Here is a 25,165-nt window from a genome sequence, read left to right on the forward strand (position 1 = left end):
AAATCGAATGAACTCAGTCTGGCATCTGTTTTTACCCGACGGATTTTAACATCCGTAAAAAACTAATGATTATATTTAGTAGGACGTAAATAACAAATCAGTCTAAAAAACACATGAATAAATACAAAGAAACTTTTGAAACCTGGAATAAAATTGCAAATCTCTACGAGGACAAATTTATGAATCTGAGTATCTATAATGAAACTTATGATTTCTTTTGCGGTCTTTTAAAAGATCAACAGAAAGTATTTGAAATTGGCTGCGGGCCCGGAAACATTACCAAATATTTGTTATCCAAAAGACCAGACTTAAAAATCACAGGTATCGACATTGCACCAAAAATGATCGAATTAGCGAAGATAAACAATCCTTCGGCTGATTTTAAAATAATGGACACCCGAAAACTGAATGAGTTAAACGAAAAGTTTGATGCCATCATGTGCGGATTTTGTTTGCCCTATTTGTCCGAATCAGATTGTTCGAAACTAATAAAAGACTCTGCTCAAATACTTACTAAAAATGGAATTTTATACTTAAGTTTTGTGCAAGGAGATTCTTCTAAATCAGGCTTTATTTCGGGAAGTTCCGGAGATCGTACTTATTTTTATTATCACACTTTAGAAGATTTAAAAACCAGCCTTCTTGAAAATAATTTTGACGTTATAAAATTATTTGACGTTAGTTATCCCAAAACTGATGATGTCGAAATTCATACTATCCTAATTGCGAAGAGCAAAATTTTGTAAACCAAGAGCCATCACTAAAAACACTTGGCTAAAATACCAATAATTGGTATATTTGATAAAATTTTAAGTCATGCCAAAAAACACTTCCATATTATTAGGTGATTATTTTGATAACTTTATCAGTTCTCAAATAAAAACAGGACGTTTTTCTTCTGCCAGTGAAGTAATTCGTGCGGCTTTACGAATGTTTGAAGAAGAAGAAACAAAAAAAAGCGAATTAATAAAGGAATTAAAAAAAGGGGAAAAATCCGGATTCGTCAAAGATTTTGACCGAACTTCTTTTTTAAATAATCTACACCAAAAATATTTAGACAATGAATTATAAGATTAGTCAGGAAGCATCTTATGATTTAGAAAAAATTTGGTTATATACTTTTGAAAACTGGTCCAGAGAACAAGCTGACAGATATTTGAATTTAATAATTGACGAAATTGAATATTTATGTTTAGATCCTAAATCAGGAAAAGATGTGGATCATATCAGAAAAGGATATTTTCGGAGTAAGGTAAAATCCCATCTGATTTTTTATAAAATAAATAGCAAAGAAGAAGAGTTGGAGATCATCCGTATTTTACATCAAATGATGGATATTGAGAATCATCTTAAATAAACAACTGTATTCTTTCTTCGAATCCTAAAACTTTTCGCAAAAATTCTATAACACATTTTTCTTATTGCTTAAGTAATTTTATTCCTGAACTTAAAAACTGAGAATCATGCAAAATAAAATTACAAGATTGTTAATGGTATTGTTTATACTATTTTCATTTACAAGCTGCGAATTAGTTGGAGACATTTTTAAAGCCGGAATGGGTGTCGGAATCTTTATTGTGATTTTTATAATCGTGATCATTATCTGGATCTTTGCGAGATTTTTCAAAAAATAAAACATAAAAAATGCCCGTTATTCTCATAACGGGCATTTTGTTTTCTAAACACATAGTTACATGTTTTTTGAACTTAAAAAAGGCGTTTCACTTTTTACAAAAAACATAGTTGTGCGTCTTACATATTAAAGATTATACATCTTCTTTCTTTGTTCCTGAATCTTTTCATCATCAAGATATTCGTCAAATGTCATGTAGCGGTCGATTACTCCGGTTGGTGTCAATTCTACAATTCGGTTACCAACAGTCTGTGCAAACTCGTGGTCATGCGTGGTGAAGATTACAGAACCTTTAAAGTTTTTCAATGAATTATTGAAAGCGGTAATAGACTCCAGATCTAAGTGATTTGTCGGTTCATCAAGCATTAAAACGTTAGCACGTTCCATCATCATTCTGGACAACATACAACGTACTTTTTCTCCTCCTGATAAAACTCTGGATGTTTTTAAAGCTTCTTCTCCTGAGAAAATCATTTTCCCTAAGAAACCTCTAATAAATACCTCATCACGCTCTTCTTCAGTTTTAGCATACTGACGTAACCAGTCCACTAAACTTAAATCATTCTCGAAATATTTATGATTTTCAGCTGGTAAATACGCCTGGTTGGTTGTAATTCCCCAATCAAAAGATCCAGAATCTGCTTTTTGTTCGTTGTTTAAAATTTCGTAGAAAGCTGTTGTAGCGCGTGAATCTTTAGAGAACAGCACGATTTTGTCGCCTTTTGCCATATTCAGGTTAATATCCTTAAATAAAACCTCTCCATCTACAGAAGCTGATAAGTTTTCTACATTTAAAATCTGATCTCCGGCTTCACGATCCTGATCGAAAATAATCGCAGGATAACGACGGCTTGAAGGTTTAATTTCAGAAATATTCAATTTTGAAATCATTTTTTTACGGGAAGTTGCTTGTTTCGATTTCGCCACGTTTGCACTAAAACGACGAATAAATTCTTCCAATTCCTGTTTCTTTTCTTCTGCTTTTTTGTTTTGCTGTGCACGCTGTTTTGCTGCTAATTGGCTAGACTCGTACCAGAACGTATAGTTTCCTGAGTAATGATTGATTTTTCCGAAATCAATATCAGAAATATGGGTACAAACCGCATCTAAAAAGTGACGGTCGTGAGATACAACGATTACAGTGTTTTCGTAGTTTGCCAGGAAGTTTTCTAACCAGGCGATTGTTTCAAAATCCAAATCGTTGGTAGGCTCATCCATAATTAATACATCAGGATTTCCGAAAAGTGCCTGCGCCAAAAGCACACGAACTTTCATTTTTCCTTCCATATCTGACATTAAAGTATAATGATCTGCCTCTGTGATTCCTAAGTTAGACAACATCGATGCAGCGTCAGAATCAGCGTTCCATCCGTTCATTTCTTCAAACTGCACTTGCAATTCTCCAATTCGGTCTGCATTGGCATCATTATAATCTAAATAAAGTTCATCCATTTCTTTTTTAACAGCGTACAGAACTTTATTTCCCATTAAAACGGTTTCCAAAACAGTATGCTCGTCGAACATGTTGTGGTTCTGGTTTAAAACCGACATACGTTTTCCCGGCTCTAAATGAATATGCCCCGAAGTTGGGTCCATATCACCTGAAATGATTTTAAGAAATGTAGATTTTCCAGCACCATTGGCTCCAATAACGCCGTAAATGTTTCCGTGAGTAAAAGTTGTATTTACTTCGTCAAACAAAATTCGTTTGCCAAATTGTACTGATAAATTATTGACTGTTAACATGAATGTCTTTTTTATTAATTTGGTGCAAAAGTACGGAAAAAGGTTCAGAGTTGCAAAGATGTCGTAAGGTGAAATGTAAATTGTGAAATGTGAAATGTCAATCAAAAAAACATCTTACTTCTTACTTTTCACTTTTCACTTAAATCACAACTTACTTTCTTTATCCAAAGCAACTTCAAGACTTTCGTAATTCGAAACTACTTTTTTGATTACTCCGTTTCTGTCCAAAATAAAATGTGTTGGAAAAGCATTCAAATCAAGCTTTTCAATCATATAAACTTTCATGTCTGGAATAACGGAATATGAAAGTGGCTTTCTTGCTAAAAATATTTTTAACTGTTCCGGTGTATCTTCGGTAAGACTTATAAAAACGATATCTTTTCGATCCTTGTATTTTGAAACTAAGGCATTGACTTGTGGAAACTCTTTGATACAAGCCGCACAATGAATGTACCAGCATTTGATTACGATGATTTTGCCTTTCATCGATGCATTAGAAACTATATTTCCATCTAAATCTTTAAAGGAAAATTCAGGGAAAGGCTTGCCTTCCATTTCATAGTTTTTTAAGGCTTCAAAAGCTTCCTGATTAATCGTTGCTTTGATATTGGTATCTGATTTTGGGAGGATTTTAAACAACTTGTAATAATAAACAGAATCGACTGATTTTAATCGGATTGGAATAAAGTCTTCATTTGTCAAAGCGTTTAAAAATGCTTTTTTTGAGATTTTTTTTGACTGGGAATCCAGAGCTGTAAAATCCCGTGACAACATTATCTTTTTATTATAAGCCGTCCAATCGCTGAACGTTTTCTGAATTTGAATTGGATCGGCTTCCGGATTTCCGAATTTATTTTGGGCAGAACTTAAAGAAAAAACAAAAAGAAGTGGTAACAGACTGATGAATTTCTTCATGGATTTTATTGAATAATTTAGGAGTCAAAAGTACTTAAAAATTAGTGTTTCACGCAGATTTTGCAGATTTAGACAGATTTTTTATTTTGATTTTCCATTGAAAGATTAATTTAATTTTAGAAAAATCACTAAGCAGCCAAACAGAAAAGTTTCTTCATCTCATTGGATGTAATCAAAAAAACTGTCAGGCTGAGCGGAGTCGAAGCCCTTTCGTTAGCAAGCCTTCGACTCCGTTCAGGATGACACCATTACTTTAAATTATAAATGTTTTTACAGTAAAATTCATACTTTAAAACCTTATAATCAACAATTTAAATATTTAAAAAAAACTTATAAAACCTAAAGCCCTAGCCCTGATCGAAGCGTTATCCTTTTGTGGCGGGGTTCGCCACAAAAGATTAAGCGGAGAGCAGGACACGAGCGATAGCGAACTGACGAAGTAAACAGCTCTTAAAAAAATTCATTAATTTTAGAGCATAAAAAAACCTGACAACGAATTGCCAGGTTTACAATGTTCTTTTTCGGGTAAAAACCAAATAACAAATTACCCAAAACTGACACATTATTTGAAATAAAAATTAGATTAAAAAATAAATAACCAAACTCAATTTTAACCGTCCCAATATTTTATTTCTATTTCTCTTTTAAACTTTTAATAAACTAATTTGGTTAAAATTATCTCTGCCAGATTAGGTTTTCCGGCAGAGATAAAACCAATTAAATAATCATTAAACTTAACTTAAACTACATTACTAACTCAAACTTTTATATCAACTTTTTAAAACTTGTATAAACTGCAAGCTCAACATCGGCGTGGTCTTTTGTATTGCATTGCTCTATCAGGCTTTTTAAATCAGCTGGTTTCAAACCTGATTTATTGTCTAACAGAAGAAGCAATTGCTGTGATGTTTCGCTTAATTTTTTCGCTAATGGTAAAATTGGCTGTACCAAAGGCGCATTGGCACTCAAATCAATTAATTCTTTATTGACAGCAATCCATTTGTTTAAAAATGCTGTCACTTTTGCTTTATTTTCCGGGGTTTTATTTGCCAGATATTGTGAAACTGCCGCGTCAAAAACCAAAGCATCTTTTGCATCTGGTGTACAGGCATCTGCAAAAAGTGTTAGCGGAGAATATGTCTGGTATTCTGTGCCGTCTTTATTTCTCGTATATCCTTTTAATGGTTCACAAACATTTGAAAATTCGGTAAGCGGTTTTATGTTTTGATTGTTGGCAATATTTCTCAAAATCACATCTTTGTTGCGAATGTGTGTGAGTCCTAATTCTTCCAATCTGAACGAAATGGTTTCCAAACGTCTGCGCATATCGGCAACATCAGTAATATTTCCGGCTGACCAAAGTCTTTCTGCAATTGCTGCTGTTCTTGGCCAAATTCTGGAATCTATTGTTTCCGGCGTCGCCAATTCTGTCCACATTGGGGCTTCACCGCCCAGAATTCTAGCTTTTTCTTCGGCAGATAAAGTAGCATCTTTTGGCATTGGATCAGTCAAATAATGACTTTCAATTGGATACATCAAATCGATATAATATCCGTTTGACAATACTGTTTTGTATCCTTTTTTTACTGCTTCAACCAAAGACTGACCTGGTAAAACACCTTCATTTGGTCCTTTCCAAGAATGAATAATAGCTTCTTTTGACAAATCTTTGGTCAGGATTTCTTCCCAGCCCATCAATTGTTTGCCGTGTTTTTTAAGCATCGGAACCAATTGCATCGTGAAATATGTCTGCAATTCATGGTTCGTCTTTAAATTGTGTTTCTTTTTGAACGCCTGAATCTTCGGATTAGCATCCCAGTCTTTTCCTTCGTTTTCGTCTCCTCCAATGTGAAAATAAGCTCCCGGAAACAACGGACAAACCTCATCAAATATTTCGCTTAACAGTTGATATGTTTTTGGATTTGAAGGATCTAAAGTCGGTGAAAAAATACCCGCATTTCTCTCGATTCCATAGGTCGCAATTGCTGTTCCCTGAATATTTTTTTCTGAAGTTCCGCCTGTGAGTGTAATCACTTTACTGCCAATTTCCGGATAAGCCGTCAATATCGCAGAACCGTGACCAGGAACATCTATTTCGGGAACGATTAAAATTCCGCGTTCATCAGCATATTTTACGATATTTTTAATTTCTTCCTGAGTATAATACAGCCCGTCTGAAGCTAATTCGATTAGCTTTGGATGTTTTTTAGTTTCGATTCTCCAGCCCTGATCATCAACCAGATGCCAGTGAAAAACATTCATTTTCATAGCAGCCAATCCGTCAAGGTTTCTTTTGATTACGTCTACCGGCTGAAAATGTCTTGAAGCATCAATCATCAAACCTCTCCAGGTAAATCTTGGAAAATCTGAAATCTGCGAATTCGGAAAATAAAACGATGAGCTATTGTTCTGCAACAGCTGTAATAATGTTTCAAGACCGTGTAAAGCTCCTAAATCACTGGTTGCATTGAGTGTAATTTTGTTTTGTTTGATGTCTAAATGGTAACTTTCGTCTTCATACAAACCTATTTTTCCGCTTTTGGTACAATTGATCTGAAGTTCCGCACTAGGAGCCTCATTTAATTTTGTAATAAAATCCTGTTCGAAAAAAAGACCGGTTCTGCCGTCTAAACGTCGTAGAAAACGGGTTGCTCCACCAAAAACTCTTGAATTTGGATTTCCAGTAATGTTTACTTTAAAGTTTTTAGTTAAAGTAAAACTTCCGTCATTCAAAACAACATTTTGAGGCCAAGGCATAAGGTTTAGCTGCTCTTTTTTTGCCTGAGCACCAGCAGTCAAACCCGCCAATAACAGGATTATTAAATATTTCATATTTTTTTATTAGTTTGAACACGTTACCAACTGAGTAACATAATATTAAAAAAATCCAGAATGATCTCTATTGATCCTCACTGTCCGTTGAAATCAATCTGAATTATACAATTTGACTCTAAAACCAAATCTTAAAAAAAACTAGTAATCAAAACGTTTGAAAGCCTCAATCGCTTCATATTCTGCCAATCCTAATTCATCATAGAGAACGGCTGTATTTTTGTTACGGTCTTCTGCCCTTACCCAAAATTCCCTTGAATCATTGCCCTGAAACATCACCCTGTCTTTTTGAGACTGGTGGTACAGGATTGCATGACGTTTCAAAAGTACTTCTGAAGGTGAAAGCGGAACAGCCATGTCAATTTCGTGAATGTCCCATTCGTGCCACGCACCTCTGTAGAGCCACAACCAGCAATCGTTCATGTATGGTTCCGGTTTCAGCTCTTTTAATGCGGCAAATATGGCGTTTAGGCAAACCTCGTGCGTTCCGTGCGGATCTGCCAAATCTCCTGCTGCAAATACCTGATGCGGTTTTATTTTAGTAATAATATCCTTCACGATAGCAATATCTTCCGAACCCAGCGGATTCTTTTTAACCTGTCCTGTTTCATAAAAAGGAAGATCCAAAAAGTGTGTATTTTCGTCTTTCAGACCAATATATCTTGTGGCTGCATAAGATTCTCTTCTTCTAATGAGTCCTTTTAATTTTCGAACTTCTAAAGAATCTACCTGATCTTCTGATTTGTTGTTCAGAAATTCAATTACTGATTTGAAATTTATTTTTGGATCAGCATCGCCTACAAAATCGTTACATACCTCAGCAAATTTTAGCGCTTCATCATCTGTAACTGCGATATTTCCGGAGGTTTGATACACAACATGTACATCATGCCCCTGTTTTATGAGTTTTGAAAAAGTTCCTCCCATCGAAATCACGTCATCATCAGGATGCGGACTGAAAAGGATTACTCGTTTTTTGGCAGGATTAGCCCTTTCCGGACGATGCGAATCATCTGTATTGGGCTTTCCGCCCGGCCATCCGGTAATGGTGTGCTGTAATACGTTGAACATATTGATATTCAAATCGTAAGCAGAACCTTCCTGCGCCAAAAGATCTGACATTCCGTTATTATTATAATCTCGGTCTGTTAATTTTAATATCGACTGTTTTGTTTTTTGGCATAACCAGACAATCGCTTTGCTTTTTAATTCCTGTGTCCAGATACATTCTCCTACTAACCAAGGCGTTTTAAAACGTGTTAATTCAGAAGCTGCAGACTGATCCAATACGAAAGTCGCATTAGGATGATTTTGTAAAAATGTGGCAGGAACTTCAGAACTGATATCACCCTGAATGGTTCTTTTGATGATATCTGCTTTGTTTTGTCCCCAGGCCATCAATACAATTCGTTTAGATCGCATAATGGTAGAAACTCCCATCGTAATCGCACGCTTAGGGACGTTGTCAATACCATTAAAATCAGACGAAGCATCTACTCTTGTAATGTGATCCAGTGTAATGATTCGGGTTCCTGAGTTAATGTGAGATCCCGGTTCATTAAAACCTACGTGACCTGTACGACCAATACCTAATAGCTGAAAATCAAGACCTCCGGCTCTTTTAATATTCATTTCATAATCAATACAATACTGATTCAATTCATCAATTGCCACTGTACCGTCGGGAATATTAATGTTTTCAGGATCAATATCAATATGATTAAAAAGGTGCTGATGCATGAAATAATGGTAGCTCTGATTGTTCTCTTTTGACATCGGATAATATTCATCCAGATTGAAAGTGATGACATTGCTAAAACTTAATCCTTCTTCTCTGTGCATTCTTACCAGTTCTTCATATACTTTTACAGGAGAAGAACCTGTTGCCAAACCTAACACACAAGTTTTATTTTTTTCTTGTTTTAATCTGATTAATTGTGCGATTTCCTGCGCTACAATTACCGAAGCTTCTGCTGAACTTTTGAAGATTTCATTATGAATTTTCTCAAATCTTGTTTCTTCAAATTTTCCTGCACTTTTATAGCTGATATCAGGTTTTATTTCTAAAGCACTTTTCATTTTTTTTCTTTTTTTGTATTTACAATTTTGGCTTTTGAAATGGTATAAACAACTTTCATTGCTTATACCATTTACTAACCAAACTGATATTTGTTTTATTCTTTTAGAAGTTAGCCTTGTCTACATCCCACCATAAACGCGTCGCTCCATTATCCGGACCTCCCAGTTTGGCAACTCCTGATTCGTATCCTTTTGGATTGTTGTTAACTTCACTTTGTGAGAATCCTAATCTACGAACTCCTAAAGCTGTAGAAATTACCCCTCCACTTTGATTATTAGTAATTCTAAATAATTTAGGATACCCTGTTCTTCTATATTCTGACCATGCTTCTTGACCATCAGGAAATGTTGCAATCCATTTTTGAGTAATAATTTTTTCCAGATTAGTTTCTTTATCAGTACCCCAGGCAACTGTAACTTTACTTGCAGCAACTGCATTATTAACAGCATTTATAGGATCTACATAATTTTTAGGTTTTTTACTATCATCTGCTATATAAGCATCAGCACCCGAAGCACCATTTTGATCAAAGGAAGCTTTTATCCCTAATTCATACAAATTTTGGGCAGTACCTCCCATATTCCAGCCACGTAAAGCTCCTTCGGCTCTTAAGAAATAGACTTCGGCTGTAGACATCCACGTAACTAACCCTTTACGAGTTCTTTCACCTGATTGAGAAAAATTAGCATACGTTGAAGATGTTGGGTATTGAATACCTGTTCTAACACCTTTGAATTCACCAGGGACAACATTAGATGTCTCCCAATATTTGCTCAAACGCGGATCTTCATAACCTCCTAAAATAGATTCCATGTCTGCGCCCATAAATAATCCAACCCATACATGACTCATTACATCAATAACATTTAAGTCTAATGGCGATTTAACCATCATATTATCACTGCTAGTTGTAAATACTCCAAATGGATGAGAAATTGATTTCTCGGCCTGTGTTTTTGCAAGAGCTGGATCTACTTTTACAATACGCATTGCCATTCTTAAACGCAATGAGTTAGCATATTTAATCCATTGTTTGTAATCTCCGTTATATAATGACAAATCAGTTCCAACAAAAGCTGAAGTTTCTCCAGCATTTACTCTATTAGTCAATTCGGTAATTGCAAATTCTAAATCATTAAAAATATTCTGATATATTTCTTGCTGAGAATCATAAGTAGCTTTTGTTTCAATACCAAATTTTGAATAAACAGCAGGACCGTACATATCGGTAATACGCTGCATTGTTGCAGCTTTTATAATCAAAGACCAGGCATAATAATTATCAAATTTTCCTTTTGCTCTTTCTTCAACTTTATACAGATAAGAAATAATATCCACATAAGCATAATCCCAAGCCGTGCTATTCCAACCTATATTTAATGAATAATCATGATTATTTGTTGGTCCAAAGTTAATTGGTGTAGTCATGTATCCTGACCAACCATCAGCTTGTAAACTTTGTTGTATTTGATATTGCCAGGTAATATCGCTAACATACAACCTACTGAAAGCAGGTTTTATTAAACTTTTGATATTGTTATAATCTTGTGCTAATTGTTCTGGTGTCGCTCCTTCCGGATTCGTATTTATATCTTCAAAATTATCTGTACAACCAAAAGCAGTAAGCAATGAAAGACATAATATTGTTCTTTTTATTGTATTTAGTTTCATAATCATTCAAATTAGAAAGTTACATTTAAATTAAGTCCTATACTTCTTGTTGACGGCATTCCGAATACATCAACACCTTGTAAACCTTCGCCTGTACTTAAAGCAATATTTGGATCAAATGGAGCATCTTTGTATATAAAGAATAAATTTCTGGCAATCAAAGACAAGCTTAAAGAATCTGCAAACGGAATTGTCTTTTTATTAAAGGTATATCCAATCGAAACCTCTCTCACACTTACATTAGTTGCATCATAAACATACTCTCCAGAAATTCCGTTTCTACCACCAACTGCTTCATAATAAGTTTGTGTATCTATAGACGTAACAGGTGTGCCATCACTCACTCTTACAGCATTAACTTTAACTCCACCAGCGTTTCTGGCATCACCAGTTGCTTTAGATACTCCGTTATAATCGTTGATTGCTTGTGTTAAACTCAAAACTTCTCCACCAAAACGCCCATCAAGTAAAATATTTGCTGTAAAAGCTCCGATTTTGAAAGTATTTGACCAACCTAGCATGAAATCAGGATTTGCATTACCTACTTCTTCCCAATCAGTACGCTGAACTTTATTATTATCATCAACTAAAATTCTACCCTGATCGTCTCTCTTAATATTATATCCTTCAATTACTCCAAAAGGTCTTCCTTCTATTAAAGAGAATCTGTAACTGTTTGATCCCGGATCTGTCATTAAAATTCTACCGTTATTTGTTTCAGACGGAATATCATTAACTATACTCTTATTTTGAGAATAATTGACTTTAGTTTCCCAGTTAAATTTTGCTCCTTTTATAACATCTGCATACAATATTAACTCAAAACCTTTATTGGTAATACTTCCTGCATTTATAGCATAATTTGCATATCCATTAGGATTTGAACCTTCTACACCTACATTAATTAGTTGGTTTTTAGTCTCAGAATTATAATATGAAGCTTCAAAACCTAGTCTATTATCAAACATTTTCCATTCTGTTCCAATCTCAATCTCTGATTTCAACTCTGGTTTCAAACTTTGGCCAGGCATTGGTCCAACTGGTGGGTTAACAGGATTACCGGCAACTATTGAAGTAGTAGGGTTAGTTAAATAAGCCGGAATATCATTACCCACTTGCGCATAAGTAGCACGAACTTTACCAAAATTAACCCACTCAGGCATTGTTAACATATCACTAAGAACACCAGTCATACCTACAGAAGGGTAAAAGAAACTAGGATTGTCAGTGTTTACTAAAGTTGAAGACCAATCATTACGTCCTGCAACATCTAAGAACAAATAGTTTTTGTATCCAAAAGTTGTAGTAGCAAACAGAGACTGAACTTCTCTTTCATAAGCTGTTTGCACATTTCCGTTATTATTTACGAAATTTCCTAGAGTAAAAATATTAGCATTAGCCAATCCTCCCCCAATTCCTGAATCGAGTATTGTCCCTCTTGATTTACCGTTATTAATACTTCCTCCAAAAGTTGCAGTGAATGTAAAATTATCTGAAAGATTTGCATCAACTAAACCTAATAAGTCAGCATAGTTCTGAGTTGTTGTAGTAGTCACATCAATCAGCCTACCATTAATATTTACTAAAGAAGTAGCTGACGTTGCGAACATTTCTTTTTCAAAACGGCTCTCACTTTTGTTGTAACTATATCTGGAAGTTAAGTGAAACCAATCATTAACTTTAAAATCCAAAGCAATAGCTCCATTTAGAAAATTATTTGTATCTAATGATTTTTGTCTGTTTATTTGCCAATATGGATTTTCATTGTTTTCATTAATATTAGCAATTCCGGGATAGTTTTGAACCATTAAATTTCTAGCAGGATCATAAACTTCATAGTTTTTCAAATCCTCAAAAGAGAATCCTCTTGGATGAGAAAATGCCCCGGCTACAGGATTGAAATATAATCCATTTACTGGTCTGTTATTAATTTTTTGAACCGCATAATTACCTGTAACCGAAACGCTTAATTTATCCTCAAAATATTTTGAAGTTTGACGAATACCAAAATTGTTTTTCTTTAAGTGATTTTCTGGTATTACTCCTGATGTTTCTGTATTGGCATATGTTAAAGAAGTTGTATTTCCTTCAGTTGCTTTTGAAAATCCTACCGAAGTAATTTGTGTAACACCTGTTTCAAAAAAATCTTTTACCCCATCTTCTACTTTCTCCTTAGCTCCCCAGGTTCTTGAATCTCCTGCTAAAGAAGTATAGTCTGATTGAAAATCTGGTAAATAAGCTACACTTTCAAAAGTAGTTACAGAATTTACATTTACAGTTCCAGCACTTGATTTTGCTTTTTTTGAAGACAACAAAATAACTCCATTTGCTCCCTGACTACCATATAATACAGAAGCCGCAGCACCTTTAAGTATCGTCATTCCTTCATAATCATCTGGATTTATTAATGAAACAACGTCTCCACCATCACGATTTCCCCCTGCTAAATCACCAAATGTACCGTTTGGCTGCCCTCCATTTGGGTTAGATAATGGGATACCGTCAATTACATATAAAGGCTGATTATTTGTAAATGATGAATTACCACGAATAACTACTTTTGTAGAACCTCCTGCACCAGAAGAACTTTTAGTAATCGCCACACCTGCAATTTTACCAGCTACCGTATTAATAACGTTTGGATCTTTTACTCTAGTCATTTCTTCCCCTTTTAACTCTTGAGTTGAGTAAGTAAGTGCTTTTTTCTGTCTTTTAATCCCTAAAGAAGTTACTACTACTTCGTTTAAGGAATTTGAAGCTGCCTGAATCATCTTTACATTAATTGTAGATTCGTCACCTACAACAATTGTCTGAGTTTCTAGCCCTACATAAGTAAAAATTAAACTTTGGCCTTTTTGAACATCAAGTGAATACAATCCGTCAAAATCGGTGGTCGCTCCTTTTTGGCCTCCTTTTACAGAAACAGATGCCCCTGGTAATGGCATTCCTTCAGAATCTGTAATCAAACCTTTGACATTTTTTACCTGAGCAAGCGAAACCTGCGCTGTAAAAACAATCATAAAGATTAATAGAATTTTTTTCATGTTTATTTATTTTGTTAGTTATGAGGTAAAATTATTCTTAAGGTATTGTTAAAAAAAATAATTTATACAAACTACATCAAACTTTAAACGAACGACATAAAACAATCAATAATCCGTTTTACGAAATCGTTTTATAAACAAAAAAAAACACAAAAAACCACTCTGCATAATTTTTTTTTCAAAAAAATTGCGTTTTACCAACTAATTGTTTAAAGTTGCATAACCAAAACAAACTGCTTCTAAACCCTAACCATCACTAAAATTGAGCGAAATTCAAAAATTAAACTTCGACATTAAACTTCGAAATCATATCTGGTTCTGGGGAAGTTATTTTACCCTCAATTTTTTAAGATGGGGTGCTTATTTTAACGATTACGAATATTCATTTAAATCGAATCTGATTGAATTTTCCCTGCACATTCCTTTGGTTTATTTTAACCTTTTTATCTTAGTTCGCCGTTATGTTCTGAAGCAGCAATACATTAAATATACGATTGCATTACTAATTAGTCTTTTTGCTGTCTATTTACTAAAAACAGCCCTGACGTATTATATCGTTTCCGAAAATATCTGGCCCGAAGCAAATCGCGAGTATCATCCCTTCGAAATAAATCATATCGTTGCCGTGTGCATTGGTGAGCTGTATGTTCTCGCTATGGCATCCTCTGTTTACCTCACTTTGACCTGGCTTCGCGAAAGGGAAAGAAACAGGTCGTTAAGAGAAAATCAATTTAAAATAAAACTCAAATATCTTGAGAATCAGATCCAGCCTCATTTTTTCTTCAATACATTAAATAATTTATATGCATTATCCTTAGAATCTTCAGATAAAGTTCCGAATGTAATCATGAAACTATCAAACCTGATGGAATATGTATTGTACGATATAAAAGGAACCAAATTTGTCCCTTTGATAAAAGAAATAGATTATATCCAGAATTATATCGAAATTGAAAAGCTTCGTTTTGAAAATGTGGAAGTCACTATTAATCTGGAGTCTGACATTGAAGACATCAAAGTTCCTCCTCTGATCTTTATTTCGTTGGTAGAAAATGCTTTTAAACATGGCGGATTAAACAATAAGAACCTGAAAATTAAAATAAACTGCAGGGTCATTGGCAATAAGCTGCATTTTGAAATCCTTAATAATTTTGTAATTTCACAAAAAAATACTCCTAAAAGCGGTATCGGATTAGTCAATACCAAGAAAAGACTGAAATTGATTTATAAAAATAATTTTAGCCTGCAGTACAAAACAAAGCTGAATTACTACATAATAAGTTTGCAAATACCTATTCATAATGAAGATTAAATGCCTGTTAATCGATGATGAACCTTTAGCGATCAAAGTTTTACAAAATTACTTTACAAATTTTCCTGACTTTGAAGTTATTGGCACATTCAACAATTCTTTAGAAGCACTCGATTTTATTAACAGCACTCCTGTTGATGCGGTTTTTCTGGACATCAACATGCCTATGATGACCGGTTTTGAATTAATAAGCTTAATCGAAAACAAAACAAAAGTCATTATCACAACTGCCTTTAGGGAATTTGCTGCCGAAAGCTATGATCTCGACGTTTTGGATTATCTGGTAAAACCAATTCCGTTACCAAGATTCATTAAATGCATCAATAAAATTACCACCGAATACAACTTAAAAAACAATATTAAAACAGAAGCTGCCAAAGGCGATTCACATATTTTTATCAAAGTCGATAAAAAAATGATGAAAATTAATATTGAAGAAATCCTTTTTGTGGAAGGAATGAAGGAATACATCAAAATTGTTACGCCCGACAAAACTTACATTACTCATAAATCTATCACTTCCTTGTCCGAAGAATTACCAAATGACAAATTTCTGCGTATTCACAAATCGTATGTGATTGCTCTTAATAAAGTCAAATCGATTGAAGGAAACAGAATACAAATTCTATCTTACACTATCCCGATTGGAAGAAATTACAGCAAGGAAGTTAAGAACAAAATCCTTGAATAATTTTTACTTAATCGATATAGTAATTCCTAAAAAAGTAACACATTATTGAATAAATTATGTTGTTTGTATAATTTCTGCATTTTTTATGCTTTTTTATTTTTTTTTGATAATTGTAACAAATATATTTACGCCTTTCAAAACCACTAAAAACATAAAAAAAACTAAATTAAATTATGAATTCAGAAAATGTACAAACCAAGTGGGGGCAATTTATTTCGCTAATAATTGTCTTCTTCTTTTGGGGTTTCGTTGGGTCTGCCAATGATATTTTAATCCCCGTATTCAAAAAAGTTTTTACTTTATCGCAGGTACAATCACAATTAGTTGCCTGGGCGTTTTATGCAGCTTATTTCGTGGGCTCTATAATTTTCTTTTTGATATCCCTAAAAGTTGATGTTTTACAGAAATTTGGATACAAAAAAACACTTTCAGCCGGTTTAATCCTTTCTGCGGCAGGTTCCTTTTTATTTGTTCCTGCAGCTTCAATGGAAAGCTTTCCATTCTTTTTAACAGCTTTATTTACAGTAGGTTTAGGATTTTCGATTCAACAGATTGTAGCAAACCCTTTAGCTATCAAAATGGGAAGCCCTGCAACAGGAGCGCACCGTTTAACATTAGCAGGAGGAGTAAACTCTTTCGGAACAACGATTGGTGCTATTTTACTGGGAATCGCTTTGTTCGGAATGGGAGATAACAAAAAAACAGCGCTTTCATTAGAAGATATTAAGCTACCATTCATTATCCTTGGACTTGCTTTTATTGTTGTAGCTATTTTTATGAACTTTTCTAAAATTGAAGACCCTGAAAAAGAGGAAGAAGCAGTCATCAAACACGCTCATGAAAAATTCAATATTTTAGACTACCCACAGTTGTATTTGGGAATGCTGGCAATTTTTATTTATGTTGGAACGGAGGTAACCATCATCAGTAACTTACCGGCTTTACTTCATACATCAGAGTTTGGAAACATTCTTGAAGATGCAATAGCACCTTTTATTGCACTTTATTGGGGAAGTTTAATGATTGGCCGCTGGAATGGTGGTGTAAATGTTTTCGATTTGTCAAAAACAGCTGTCACAGCTCTTAAATTTATTGTTCCGGCTTTAGGATTTGGTGTTATTATTGGAGCCAATATATTTGCCGGTCATGATGTTTCAGGATTCTACATCTACCCTCTCTGGATTTTAATATTCATAGCAGTAAGTTTCGTTGGAGGGAAAAACGCAGGCAAAACATTAATGCTTTTCGGTCTTTCGGGTGTAACTATGATGCTAATTGGGTTAGTTTGTACCAATACCGAAATTGCTAAATTCTTTCTTATCTCAGGAGGTTTATTCCTGTCTATCATGTGGCCTTCAATATTCGATTTAGCCATTGCAGGATTAGGTAAAAACACTGGTAAAGCATCTTCATTCCTGATTATGATGATTCTCGGAGGAGGAGTTATCCCATTGATTCAGGGAAGAATCTGTGACATCGATCTGACTGATTCAAACGGAATTTTCGGAATCACATGGACACATTTCTCATATATCGTTCCCCTTATTGGCTTTGCATATCTAGGTTTCTATGGATACTACTGCCCTAAAATACTAAAAAGACAAGGTATTAATCATGTTGAAGGTGGCGGAGGAGGTCACTAAATCATAAAACAAATAAATAGAAAATTCCAAATTCCAATTGTAATCGATGATTGGAATTTGGATTTTTTTTATTGTTTTCGAAATTTATTTAGCCGTTATAACTGCATTTAAGTTTTTCTTAAAAATAGCTTTATTTTTTTCGGACAGCGTATAAACCACATCTTTATCAGCATGCACAATAACTTTGTCAATATTAGCTGCTAAAAGTGCCTGAGGATCTTTAATTTTTAAAGTGCAGGCGCCATCAAAAAAACCATCATCCTCAATTATTTTTCTTGCTTCAATAACACTCCCGTCACTTAATACTGCAGAAATAGTCATTTCCTTATTCAAAGTTTTAGAATAAAACCCATCCATTACCAGTAATAACCGGTAGGTATTCTTCATTTCATGCCCTTTAAATTCGTGACGGGTAATATTGTAACGCAAACCTTTTGCCAGGGTCTGAAATTTTACCGTACAATCCAATTCAAAAGTGGCAACATCGCCGGCTTCGTTCACTCCTTTGAGCACACTCGCCTGCGCATTAGATACCATTGTAACAAACAAAAATGCTAAAATCAGGATACTTTTTTTCATATGTAGTTCTTTTTGAGATACATAAAAATAAAAAAAAAAATCGTCATCTTCCTGTAGAAAACAACGATTTTAATTAATTTATTTTAAAGTAAACTATTTGTTACCTTTCTCAAAATCAGCTACAAACTGAGCCAATCCGATATCTGTCAATGGGTGTTTCAATAAACCATAAATTGCAGAAAGAGGTCCTGTCATAACATCTGCACCAATTTTAGCACAGTTTACAATATGCATAGTATGACGCACAGAAGCAGCTAAGATTTGAGTCTCATATCCGTAGTTATCGTAGATTTCTCTAATTTCCTGAATCAAATTCAGACCGTCCGTAGAAACGTCATCCAAACGGCCAATAAAAGGCGAAACATAAGTTGCTCCTGCTTTTGCAGCCAATAAAGCCTGACCTGCAGAAAACACAAGTGTTACATTAGTTTTAATTCCTTTATCCGAGAAATATTTTGCAGCCATAACACCTTCTTTTGTCATAGGCAATTTTACTACAATTTGCTCATGTAAATCAGCTAATTCCTCACCTTCTTTCACCATTCCTTCAAAATCCAGCGCATTAACTTCGGCACTTACATCACCATCAACAAGATTACAGATATCAACATAATGTTTCAAAATATTGTTTTTTCCTGTAATTCCTTCTTTTGCCATCAATGACGGATTAGTCGTTACACCATCCAAAACACCTAATGCCTGTGCTTCTTTAATCTGAGCTAAATTAGCTGTATCAATAAAAAATTTCATAATTATATTTATTTAATTGTGTTCATAATTTGGGCGTGCCCCAAGGGTCGGGTGTTCCGCTGTATCTTTTTGTTTTTAAAGAAAAAACAAAAAGGATGCCGCTTCACCCCCTCACGCAAATCCGGTGCAAAATTACAAAATCAATATCAATAACAATTTCAAAAACAAAATCAATTTGTGAATTAAATACCGAAATCAATAATTAATACTGCTTTTATAACTTATAATGATTCATCAGCATTTTTTCATACACCTTATCCGGAAGCGCACGTTTTAAAACAATCGAAAACTTCTGCATAAAGACGCCTACTTTATAATGCACTTTGGGGCTTTTTTCCTGCATAATTTTATAAACTGCTTCAGCCATTTCATTTGGATTACTTCCTGCATCAACATGTTCATTCATAGTAGCAAGGGTATCACCATAAACTTTTTCGTAAGCCGAACCTTTTACAACCGGTGCATGATATCGTCCCGATGCAATATTCGTAGCAAAATCACCCGGAGCAACATTGGTAATCTCTATTCCAAATTGCTTTACTTCCATTCGCAAGGCTTCCGTAATCAATTCCAAAGCTCCTTTTGATGCCGAGTAAACACTTCTGTATGGCAGTCCCATATAAGCAGCAATCGAGGTAATATTGATAATCAGACCCGATTTTTGCTCACGCATCTGAGGCAGAACCGCTTTCATTACTTCAATAGGTCCAAAAAAATTGGTTTCAAAATTATTCTTGATTTCCTCCATCGGAATTTCTTCCAAAGGACCGGTAATCCCGACACCAGCGTTATTAATCACAACATCTAATCGTCCAGAAGTTTCGATGATTTTAGCAACAGCAGTTTTAATTGATTCTGTATTTCGAACGTCCAGAGCCACAAGCGGAAAAACAGAATTTAAAACTTTCTCAGGGTTTCTGCTCGTTCCGTAAACCACAAAACCTTTTTGATGCAAAAATTCTCCAATTGATTTTCCAATCCCTGAGGATCCTCCGGTAATTAAAACGACTTTATTCATTTTTCCTTTCTAGTTATGAGTTATAAGTTATGAGTTTTGACTTATTATGATTAGTATTAATGCTCAAGCCAATATTTAAATTCTAGTTTTGATTCCAATTCTTTTATTAAAATTGAATCTTTAACTTCTGTAGAAAAATCAACAATAATTTTGTTCGGATCAATAGTAGAATATTTTAATTCATAATATTTATCTATTTTCGACTCCGAATTATCCGGACAACCTCCTGCTCCATTTCTATACAGTTTATTATCCACATAATATTTCACATATGCTTCCGTAGATTTTGGAAATTGTTTACAAAAAGTATATTTACAAATTGTCTTGCCTTCATGTTCTTTAATCTCTTTTTTATTATTACAACCTTTCACAAAAAGACAAACAACACCGATAAATAAAACGACAAAAAATAGTTTTGAAAATTTTTCTTCCATTCTGTGTAAATATTTCAAGTGCAAATTTTTAAGAAATTTAAATCTAAAGAAAAGTTTAACTCATCTCTCAAACACATAACCCTTAAACCTATAACCTTCAACTTCCAAAGGGGGTAAAAATAAAAAAATCCTCCCGAAGGAAGACTGCTTTTGTATAAATTCTAAAAATAAAAAATGGCAAGCGACCTACATCGCACCGCTCAACCACGTACCCTTGCTATGTTCCCATCCTGGGGGAGTCTGCAGGAGCTGGTCGTGTAGGACTTGCCGGTGCAAATATACAATCTTTTTATATTTTTGCAAGAGCTTTGTTGCTATAAAAATATCGTTGTATATTGGACTATTCAAATTTTAAACTATGAAAAAACATAACTTCCTAACTGCCATTTTATTAGGAATCACATTAATTGGCTGCGGAGATAAAAATAAAGGTGAAAATTCTTTATTTACCATAGATGATTCTGCTTTTCCGGCACATTTTCTGCCTCAGGAAGCCATTTCTATCTCTGTTTTAAATCCAAAATCAAAAGAAATTGACAGCATTGCCTACTTTATAAATAACAAAAGAGTGGGAAGCACAAAAGGTTCTGAAAAATTCAAATTCGACTTAAAAGACCAAAAATTAGGTTATCAATATCTAAAAGCGACTGTTTATTTTGGATCTGATTCATCGGATGCTACCAAAAGAGTTGAATTGGTTTCAAACATTAATCCTAAATTATTGAAGTATAAAATCGTAAATACTTTTCCTCATGACAAAAAAGATTTTACCGAAGGATTGGAATTCTACAATGATACTTTATATGAAAGTACAGGCCAGGAAGGAGCTTCATTTATAAAAAAGTACGATTATAAAACAGGTAAAGTTTTCAAAAAAATTGATTTGGATTCAAAATACTTTGGAGAAGGAATTACTTTTATAAATGGCAAATTATTTCAATTAACCTATAAAAACAAAAAAGGGTTTATTTATGATGCTAAAACATTAAAACTCGAAAAAACTTTTGATTACGAGAAACAAATTGAAGGTTGGGGAATGACAAATGACGGAAAACATATCTATCAAACCGATGGAACTGAAAAAATCTGGAAAGTAGATCCGTCAACTCAAAAAATGATAGATTATATAAATGTATATTCAGGAACTTCTAAAATTAAAGCTGTTAACGAGCTGGAATGGATTAACGGAAAAATCTATACTAACGTTTGGTTTAAAGATGCTGTTGCAGTTGTAAATCCAGAATCTGGTGCGGTAGAAGGAATTCTTGACCTGTCTGGTCTTAGAAAATTAACAACTGGAACAACAACAGACGACGTTCTTAATGGAATTGCTTACAATCCTAAAACTAAAACTATTTTTGTAACAGGTAAAAACTGGGATAAAATGTTCGAAATAACAGTTTCAGAATAATTTACATTCAAAAACAACACACAAAACGAATTTCACAAATTATCACGAATTATTCCGTGATAATTTGTGAAATTTGTTTTTATATAATACTCACCTAAAAAAATGACCACACTTATCACTAATATAAAAGAACTATTGCAAGTTCGCGAAACTCTTGTATCTAAAGTTTCAGGGGCAGAAATGGCTATTCTTCCTACCATCAAAAATGCTTTCTTAATCATAAAAGACAATTTGATTGCTGATTTTGGTACTATGGAAAACCTTCCGGAAATCAAAGCAGACAAAACGATTGATGCAACAGGAAAAATAGTTCTTCCATCATGGTGCGACAGTCACACGCACATCGTGTATGCAGGCAATCGCGAGCAGGAATTCGTGGATCGAATTAATGGATTTACTTATGAGGAAATTGCAAATCGTGGCGGCGGAATCCTAAACTCAGCAAAAAAATTAAACGAAACTTCTGAGGACGAAATTTACGAACAGTCAAAAAAACGTCTTGAAGAAGTAATGCATCTGGGTACCGGAGCAGTCGAAATAAAATCAGGTTATGGATTAACGGTTGAAGGCGAACTAAAAATGCTTCGTGTCATAAAAAAACTTGCTGAAGATTATCCGATTTCGATAAAAGCAACTTTTTTAGGAGCGCATGCTTTTCCTATACATTACAAAGAAAACAAAGCTGGTTATATTGATGAAATTCTAACCAAAATGCTTCCTGAAATTGCAAAAAACAAACTGGCGGATTATATTGATGTCTTTTGCGAAAGTGGATATTTTTCTGTAGAAGAAACCAAAAAAATCATGCAGGCGGGAATCGATTTTGGTTTAAAACCGAAAATTCACGTAAACCAGTTTAATTCTATTGGCGGAATTCAGGCTGGAGTTCAATTTAAAGCCCTTTCTGTCGATCATCTTGAAATTATGAATTCTGAGGATATTGAAGCTTTAAAAAACACTGAAACGATGCCGGTTGCATTACCTTCATGCTCTTACTTTCTAAGCATTCCTTACACCCCTGCAAGAGAAATGATTACTGCAGGATTACCAATTGCTTTAGCAACTGATTTCAATCCCGGCTCCACTCCATCCGGAAATATGAATTTTGTTGTGGCAACCGCCTGTATCAAAATGAAAATGTCTCCCGAAGAAGCCATAAATGCAGCAACCATAAACGGTGCGTATGCTATGGGGATTTCAGAAACCCACGGAAGTATTACAAAAGGTAAAAAAGCCAATCTCATCATCACAAAACCTATTTCGTCCTATTATCAGATTCCGTACGCTTTTGGAAGCAACTTAATTGAAAGTATACTTGTTGAAGGTAAAATTTTAGCATAAAAAAAGAGGAGCATAACTCCTCTTTTTTTATCTCTATTTCAATTCTTATCTTAAAGAAAAGCTTGTTTTAGAAACCAATTCATCATTATCAAAGATATTGATAAAATAAGTTCCTTTTGCAAAATCTTTACCCGGCAGATCCTCAGAAACATTTACTGTTTTGTTTTCGTACTTAACAGTTGTTTTAAAGCTGTAAGTTAATGATTTATCACCAAAACTTTCTGTCTTTTTATCCCCTAAAACATTGTTTTTACTATCAATAACCTGAACATAATATGTTTTATCCCCAGATTTTGCAATTTGATTTTCTGCAATAGTAAAACTAATTTTTAACACATCTGCACGACTTGCTTTGTCTGTTTCAATTTGTTTACCAGAACTTTTTAATTTGTAAGCAGCTGTTTTGGTATTCAAAACAGATAATTTAGAACCTTTTTCGACTGTTTTAGCCAAAGCTTCATTTTGACCAACCAAAACTTCATTATACTTTTTAGATTCTCCCAAGACTACAATTGTACTGTCTCTCTGAACTGTTAAAACACCATTTTGTTTTTTTAGTTCATCATTTTCAGCTACTAAAGTTTTCATTTTAGCCTGTAGTCCCTGAACCTGTGATCTGTATTTAGAAACATCACCTTTTGATTTGTTCAGGTCATCCATCAAAGCTACTACTTTGTCTCTTTCCTGAATTAATTCATCTGACATTGAAGTGTTTTCCGCAATGGCAGCGTCATAAGTTGCTTTCAGTTCCTGAAGATCTTTCATTACAGATTCTTTTTCTGTCAATGTAGTGGTAAGCTCTGATTTTACAACATCTGAATCAGAAGAAAGTTTAAAAATGTATACTAAACTACCAATAAGTAGGACTGCTAAAACAGCGATTACCGCCTTTAGACTTGAGTTGTTTTTGTTTGGGTTTTCCATATTTAATAATTTTCTTTAATAACAAATTTAAATAATTAATGTAAGGTAATAACGTAAGTTAACACTTTTATATTATTTTTGGATAATATTTTTTTTTATGGATAAGTTAATCCCGTTTACGATTAATGATTTAGCAAAAGTTACCAATCACAGAAGTGGTGAAATAAAATTTGGGGAAAAAATGATCCTTGTTCCTAAGGGTGTAAATTATGTAGATTTCCTAAAAGAAAGTGACGCTAAATATGTGCTTTTGGGCATACCTGAAGATATTGGTGTGCGTGCCAATTATGGAAGACCAGGTGCTGCTTCTGCCTGGGAGAGTGCAATAAAAAGCATAGCAAATATCCAGCACAACCGCTTTTGCAAGGGCAGTCAGATTATTGTTCTGGGACATATCGATGTAACTCAGGAAATGAAGGATGTTGAAAACCTCGATTTTAACGATATTGACGACCGTTCAAAACTGAGCCAGCTTGTTGAAAAAATCGATAAAGAAGTTTCGCATATCATTTTCACTTTGATTAAAGCCGGAAAAACACCTATAATTATTGGAGGCGGCCATAACAACGCTTATGGAAATATAAAAGGAACTGCTTTAGCTAAAGGCAAACCTATAAATGCAATCAATTTTGACGCACATTCTGATTTTAGAATACTTGAAGGACGTCATAGCGGAAACGGTTTTTCGTATGCGTATGAAGAAGGTTTTCTGAAAAAATATTTCATTTTTGGTCTTCACGAAAATTATACTTCAAAAAGTGTCCTCGATATTATAAAAAAACTCGAAGATCGGGTACGCTACAATACTTACGACAGTATTAACATTCGCGAAGAAAAAGATTTTAACCACGAAATGATTTCTGCCCTGGAATTCGTTAAATCGGATTTTTTTGGAATTGAAATTGACTTAGATGCGATTCCAAATATTGCCAGTAGTGCTATGACTATCAGTGGTTTTTCAATTGAACAACTACGTCAGTTTATCTCATACTTTGGTCAGCACAGAAATGCTTCTTACTTACATATCTGTGAAGGAGCTCCAGATTTAGACAATTCTTCTAACAATCATTTAATCGGCAAACTAATTGGTTATCTGATAACTGATTTCATCAAAGCGAATCATGAAAAAGTCTAATCATTA

The 25,165-nt window shown here is 34.1% G+C and carries 21 protein-coding genes and 1 other RNA gene; 10 read left to right on the plus strand and 12 right to left on the minus strand.

The features are described 5' to 3' along the window. Window positions 1–113 precede the first annotated feature (113 nt). From AAEO57_RS06745 to AAEO57_RS06760, 4 genes are all read left to right on the plus strand, one after another. Window positions 114–746 (plus strand): class I SAM-dependent methyltransferase, encoded by a 633-nt coding sequence (locus tag AAEO57_RS06745; protein WP_341690851.1) that lies wholly within the window; start codon window positions 114–116, stop codon window positions 744–746. Window positions 747–816: 70 nt separating this feature from the next. Further along, on the plus strand, window positions 817–1,071 hold the full coding sequence (locus tag AAEO57_RS06750) for a type II toxin-antitoxin system ParD family antitoxin (protein ID WP_341690854.1): 255 nt from the start codon (window positions 817–819) through the stop codon (window positions 1,069–1,071). Beyond that, window positions 1,061–1,357, plus strand: coding sequence for a type II toxin-antitoxin system RelE/ParE family toxin (locus tag AAEO57_RS06755; protein ID WP_341690856.1), 297 nt, complete (start codon window positions 1,061–1,063; stop codon window positions 1,355–1,357). The genes AAEO57_RS06750 and AAEO57_RS06755 overlap by 11 nt, the downstream gene beginning before the upstream one ends. A gap of 106 nt (window positions 1,358–1,463) precedes the next feature. Further along, on the plus strand, window positions 1,464–1,634 hold the full coding sequence (locus AAEO57_RS06760; protein WP_341690858.1) for a hypothetical protein: 171 nt from the start codon (window positions 1,464–1,466) through the stop codon (window positions 1,632–1,634). Window positions 1,635–1,759: 125 nt separating this feature from the next. Here the strand turns inward: AAEO57_RS06760 and AAEO57_RS06765 are convergent, their stop codons facing one another. The 6 genes from AAEO57_RS06765 to AAEO57_RS06790 form a co-directional block, all read right to left on the minus strand. Continuing rightward, window positions 1,760–3,379 carry an ABC-F family ATP-binding cassette domain-containing protein gene (locus tag AAEO57_RS06765; RefSeq protein ID WP_341690860.1) on the minus strand — a complete coding sequence of 540 codons (1,620 nt, stop codon included), beginning with the start codon at window positions 3,377–3,379 and terminating at the stop codon, window positions 1,760–1,762. A gap of 144 nt (window positions 3,380–3,523) precedes the next feature. After that, a complete protein-coding gene (locus AAEO57_RS06770) occupies window positions 3,524–4,294 on the minus strand; it encodes a TlpA family protein disulfide reductase (RefSeq protein WP_341690862.1) in 771 nt (256 codons plus the stop codon). Between the two features lie 765 nt (window positions 4,295–5,059). Further along, window positions 5,060–7,126 carry a beta-N-acetylhexosaminidase gene (locus AAEO57_RS06775; protein ID WP_341690864.1) on the minus strand — a complete coding sequence of 689 codons (2,067 nt, stop codon included), beginning with the start codon at window positions 7,124–7,126 and terminating at the stop codon, window positions 5,060–5,062. A 141-nt stretch (window positions 7,127–7,267) separates the two neighbouring features. Next, window positions 7,268–9,205: a glucosamine-6-phosphate deaminase gene (nagB, locus tag AAEO57_RS06780; RefSeq protein ID WP_341690867.1), complete on the minus strand. Its 1,938-nt coding sequence runs from the start codon at window positions 9,203–9,205 to the stop codon at window positions 7,268–7,270. Window positions 9,206–9,308: 103 nt separating this feature from the next. Beyond that, window positions 9,309–10,877, minus strand: a complete 1,569-nt coding sequence (locus AAEO57_RS06785; protein WP_341690869.1) for a RagB/SusD family nutrient uptake outer membrane protein — start codon at window positions 10,875–10,877, stop codon at window positions 9,309–9,311. An 11-nt stretch (window positions 10,878–10,888) separates the two neighbouring features. Continuing rightward, window positions 10,889–13,921 (minus strand): SusC/RagA family TonB-linked outer membrane protein, encoded by a 3,033-nt coding sequence (locus AAEO57_RS06790; protein WP_341690871.1) that lies wholly within the window; start codon window positions 13,919–13,921, stop codon window positions 10,889–10,891. Window positions 13,922–14,183: 262 nt separating this feature from the next. On the opposite strand from AAEO57_RS06790, the gene AAEO57_RS06795 reads away from it, so the two are divergent. The 3 genes from AAEO57_RS06795 to AAEO57_RS06805 all read left to right on the plus strand — a co-directional run bounded on the left by AAEO57_RS06795 (window position 14,184) and on the right by AAEO57_RS06805 (window position 17,567). Continuing rightward, window positions 14,184–15,233, plus strand: a complete 1,050-nt coding sequence (locus AAEO57_RS06795; protein WP_341690873.1) for a sensor histidine kinase — start codon at window positions 14,184–14,186, stop codon at window positions 15,231–15,233. Next, window positions 15,223–15,924, plus strand: coding sequence for a LytR/AlgR family response regulator transcription factor (locus tag AAEO57_RS06800; protein WP_341690875.1), 702 nt, complete (start codon window positions 15,223–15,225; stop codon window positions 15,922–15,924). The genes AAEO57_RS06795 and AAEO57_RS06800 overlap by 11 nt, the downstream gene beginning before the upstream one ends. 173 nt (window positions 15,925–16,097) lie before the next feature. Next, entirely contained in the window at window positions 16,098–17,567 is a 1,470-nt protein-coding gene (locus AAEO57_RS06805) for an MFS transporter (RefSeq protein ID WP_341690877.1), read from the plus strand. Between the two features lie 84 nt (window positions 17,568–17,651). Here AAEO57_RS06805 and AAEO57_RS06810 read toward each other — a convergent pair whose 3' ends face one another. The 5 genes from AAEO57_RS06810 to ffs form a co-directional block, all read right to left on the minus strand. After that, on the minus strand, window positions 17,652–18,146 hold the full coding sequence (locus AAEO57_RS06810; protein WP_341690879.1) for a hypothetical protein: 495 nt from the start codon (window positions 18,144–18,146) through the stop codon (window positions 17,652–17,654). A 93-nt stretch (window positions 18,147–18,239) separates the two neighbouring features. Then, entirely contained in the window at window positions 18,240–18,896 is a 657-nt protein-coding gene (gene fsa / locus AAEO57_RS06815) for a fructose-6-phosphate aldolase (RefSeq protein WP_031457487.1), read from the minus strand. A 214-nt stretch (window positions 18,897–19,110) separates the two neighbouring features. Then, window positions 19,111–19,914 carry an SDR family oxidoreductase gene (locus AAEO57_RS06820; protein ID WP_341690883.1) on the minus strand — a complete coding sequence of 268 codons (804 nt, stop codon included), beginning with the start codon at window positions 19,912–19,914 and terminating at the stop codon, window positions 19,111–19,113. A gap of 56 nt (window positions 19,915–19,970) precedes the next feature. After that, window positions 19,971–20,348, minus strand: a complete 378-nt coding sequence (locus tag AAEO57_RS06825; RefSeq protein WP_341690886.1) for a hypothetical protein — start codon at window positions 20,346–20,348, stop codon at window positions 19,971–19,973. A gap of 172 nt (window positions 20,349–20,520) precedes the next feature. Next, window positions 20,521–20,618: signal recognition particle sRNA small type (gene ffs / locus AAEO57_RS06830), an RNA gene on the minus strand. A gap of 88 nt (window positions 20,619–20,706) precedes the next feature. Between ffs and AAEO57_RS06835 the strand changes: the two genes are divergently transcribed. Together AAEO57_RS06835 and hutI are read left to right on the plus strand one after the other, a co-directional pair. Beyond that, the gene (locus tag AAEO57_RS06835) at window positions 20,707–21,759 is read left to right on the plus strand and encodes a glutaminyl-peptide cyclotransferase (RefSeq protein ID WP_341690888.1); all 1,053 of its coding nucleotides are present in this window, start codon (window positions 20,707–20,709) and stop codon (window positions 21,757–21,759) included. A gap of 102 nt (window positions 21,760–21,861) precedes the next feature. After that, entirely contained in the window at window positions 21,862–23,100 is a 1,239-nt protein-coding gene (gene hutI / locus AAEO57_RS06840) for an imidazolonepropionase (protein WP_341690890.1), read from the plus strand. Between the two features lie 45 nt (window positions 23,101–23,145). Here the strand turns inward: hutI and AAEO57_RS06845 are convergent, their stop codons facing one another. Further along, complete coding sequence (locus AAEO57_RS06845; RefSeq protein WP_341690892.1) at window positions 23,146–24,024, minus strand: hypothetical protein; 879 nt, start codon at window positions 24,022–24,024, stop codon at window positions 23,146–23,148. A gap of 97 nt (window positions 24,025–24,121) precedes the next feature. On the opposite strand from AAEO57_RS06845, the gene AAEO57_RS06850 reads away from it, so the two are divergent. After that, complete coding sequence (locus tag AAEO57_RS06850; protein ID WP_341690894.1) at window positions 24,122–25,159, plus strand: formimidoylglutamase; 1,038 nt, start codon at window positions 24,122–24,124, stop codon at window positions 25,157–25,159. Window positions 25,160–25,165 lie beyond the last annotated feature (6 nt).

The sequence above is a fragment of the Flavobacterium calami genome (assembly GCF_038290035.1).
In the GTDB taxonomy this organism is placed as follows: Bacteria; Bacteroidota; Bacteroidia; order Flavobacteriales; family Flavobacteriaceae; genus Flavobacterium; species Flavobacterium calami.

What these genes read in the sequence shown, in the direction of transcription:
- AAEO57_RS06745 (WP_341690851.1), top strand. Translation starts at nt 114, where the DNA reads ATGAATAAATACAAAGAAACTTTTGAAACCTGGAATAAAATTGCAAAT.
- AAEO57_RS06750 (WP_341690854.1), top strand. Translation starts at nt 817, where the DNA reads ATGCCAAAAAACACTTCCATATTATTAGGTGATTATTTTGATAACTTT.
- AAEO57_RS06755 (WP_341690856.1), top strand. Translation starts at nt 1,061, where the DNA reads ATGAATTATAAGATTAGTCAGGAAGCATCTTATGATTTAGAAAAAATT.
- AAEO57_RS06760 (WP_341690858.1), top strand. Translation starts at nt 1,464, where the DNA reads ATGCAAAATAAAATTACAAGATTGTTAATGGTATTGTTTATACTATTT.
- AAEO57_RS06765 (WP_341690860.1), bottom strand. Translation starts at nt 3,379, where the DNA reads ATGTTAACAGTCAATAATTTATCAGTACAATTTGGCAAACGAATTTTG.
- AAEO57_RS06770 (WP_341690862.1), bottom strand. Translation starts at nt 4,294, where the DNA reads ATGAAGAAATTCATCAGTCTGTTACCACTTCTTTTTGTTTTTTCTTTA.
- AAEO57_RS06775 (WP_341690864.1), bottom strand. Translation starts at nt 7,126, where the DNA reads ATGAAATATTTAATAATCCTGTTATTGGCGGGTTTGACTGCTGGTGCT.
- nagB (WP_341690867.1), bottom strand. Translation starts at nt 9,205, where the DNA reads ATGAAAAGTGCTTTAGAAATAAAACCTGATATCAGCTATAAAAGTGCA.
- AAEO57_RS06785 (WP_341690869.1), bottom strand. Translation starts at nt 10,877, where the DNA reads ATGAAACTAAATACAATAAAAAGAACAATATTATGTCTTTCATTGCTT.
- AAEO57_RS06790 (WP_341690871.1), bottom strand. Translation starts at nt 13,921, where the DNA reads ATGAAAAAAATTCTATTAATCTTTATGATTGTTTTTACAGCGCAGGTT.
- AAEO57_RS06800 (WP_341690875.1), top strand. Translation starts at nt 15,223, where the DNA reads ATGAAGATTAAATGCCTGTTAATCGATGATGAACCTTTAGCGATCAAA.
- AAEO57_RS06805 (WP_341690877.1), top strand. Translation starts at nt 16,098, where the DNA reads ATGAATTCAGAAAATGTACAAACCAAGTGGGGGCAATTTATTTCGCTA.
- AAEO57_RS06810 (WP_341690879.1), bottom strand. Translation starts at nt 18,146, where the DNA reads ATGAAAAAAAGTATCCTGATTTTAGCATTTTTGTTTGTTACAATGGTA.
- fsa (WP_031457487.1), bottom strand. Translation starts at nt 18,896, where the DNA reads ATGAAATTTTTTATTGATACAGCTAATTTAGCTCAGATTAAAGAAGCA.
- AAEO57_RS06820 (WP_341690883.1), bottom strand. Translation starts at nt 19,914, where the DNA reads ATGAATAAAGTCGTTTTAATTACCGGAGGATCCTCAGGGATTGGAAAA.
- AAEO57_RS06825 (WP_341690886.1), bottom strand. Translation starts at nt 20,348, where the DNA reads ATGGAAGAAAAATTTTCAAAACTATTTTTTGTCGTTTTATTTATCGGT.
- AAEO57_RS06835 (WP_341690888.1), top strand. Translation starts at nt 20,707, where the DNA reads ATGAAAAAACATAACTTCCTAACTGCCATTTTATTAGGAATCACATTA.
- hutI (WP_341690890.1), top strand. Translation starts at nt 21,862, where the DNA reads ATGACCACACTTATCACTAATATAAAAGAACTATTGCAAGTTCGCGAA.
- AAEO57_RS06845 (WP_341690892.1), bottom strand. Translation starts at nt 24,024, where the DNA reads ATGGAAAACCCAAACAAAAACAACTCAAGTCTAAAGGCGGTAATCGCT.
- AAEO57_RS06850 (WP_341690894.1), top strand. Translation starts at nt 24,122, where the DNA reads ATGGATAAGTTAATCCCGTTTACGATTAATGATTTAGCAAAAGTTACC.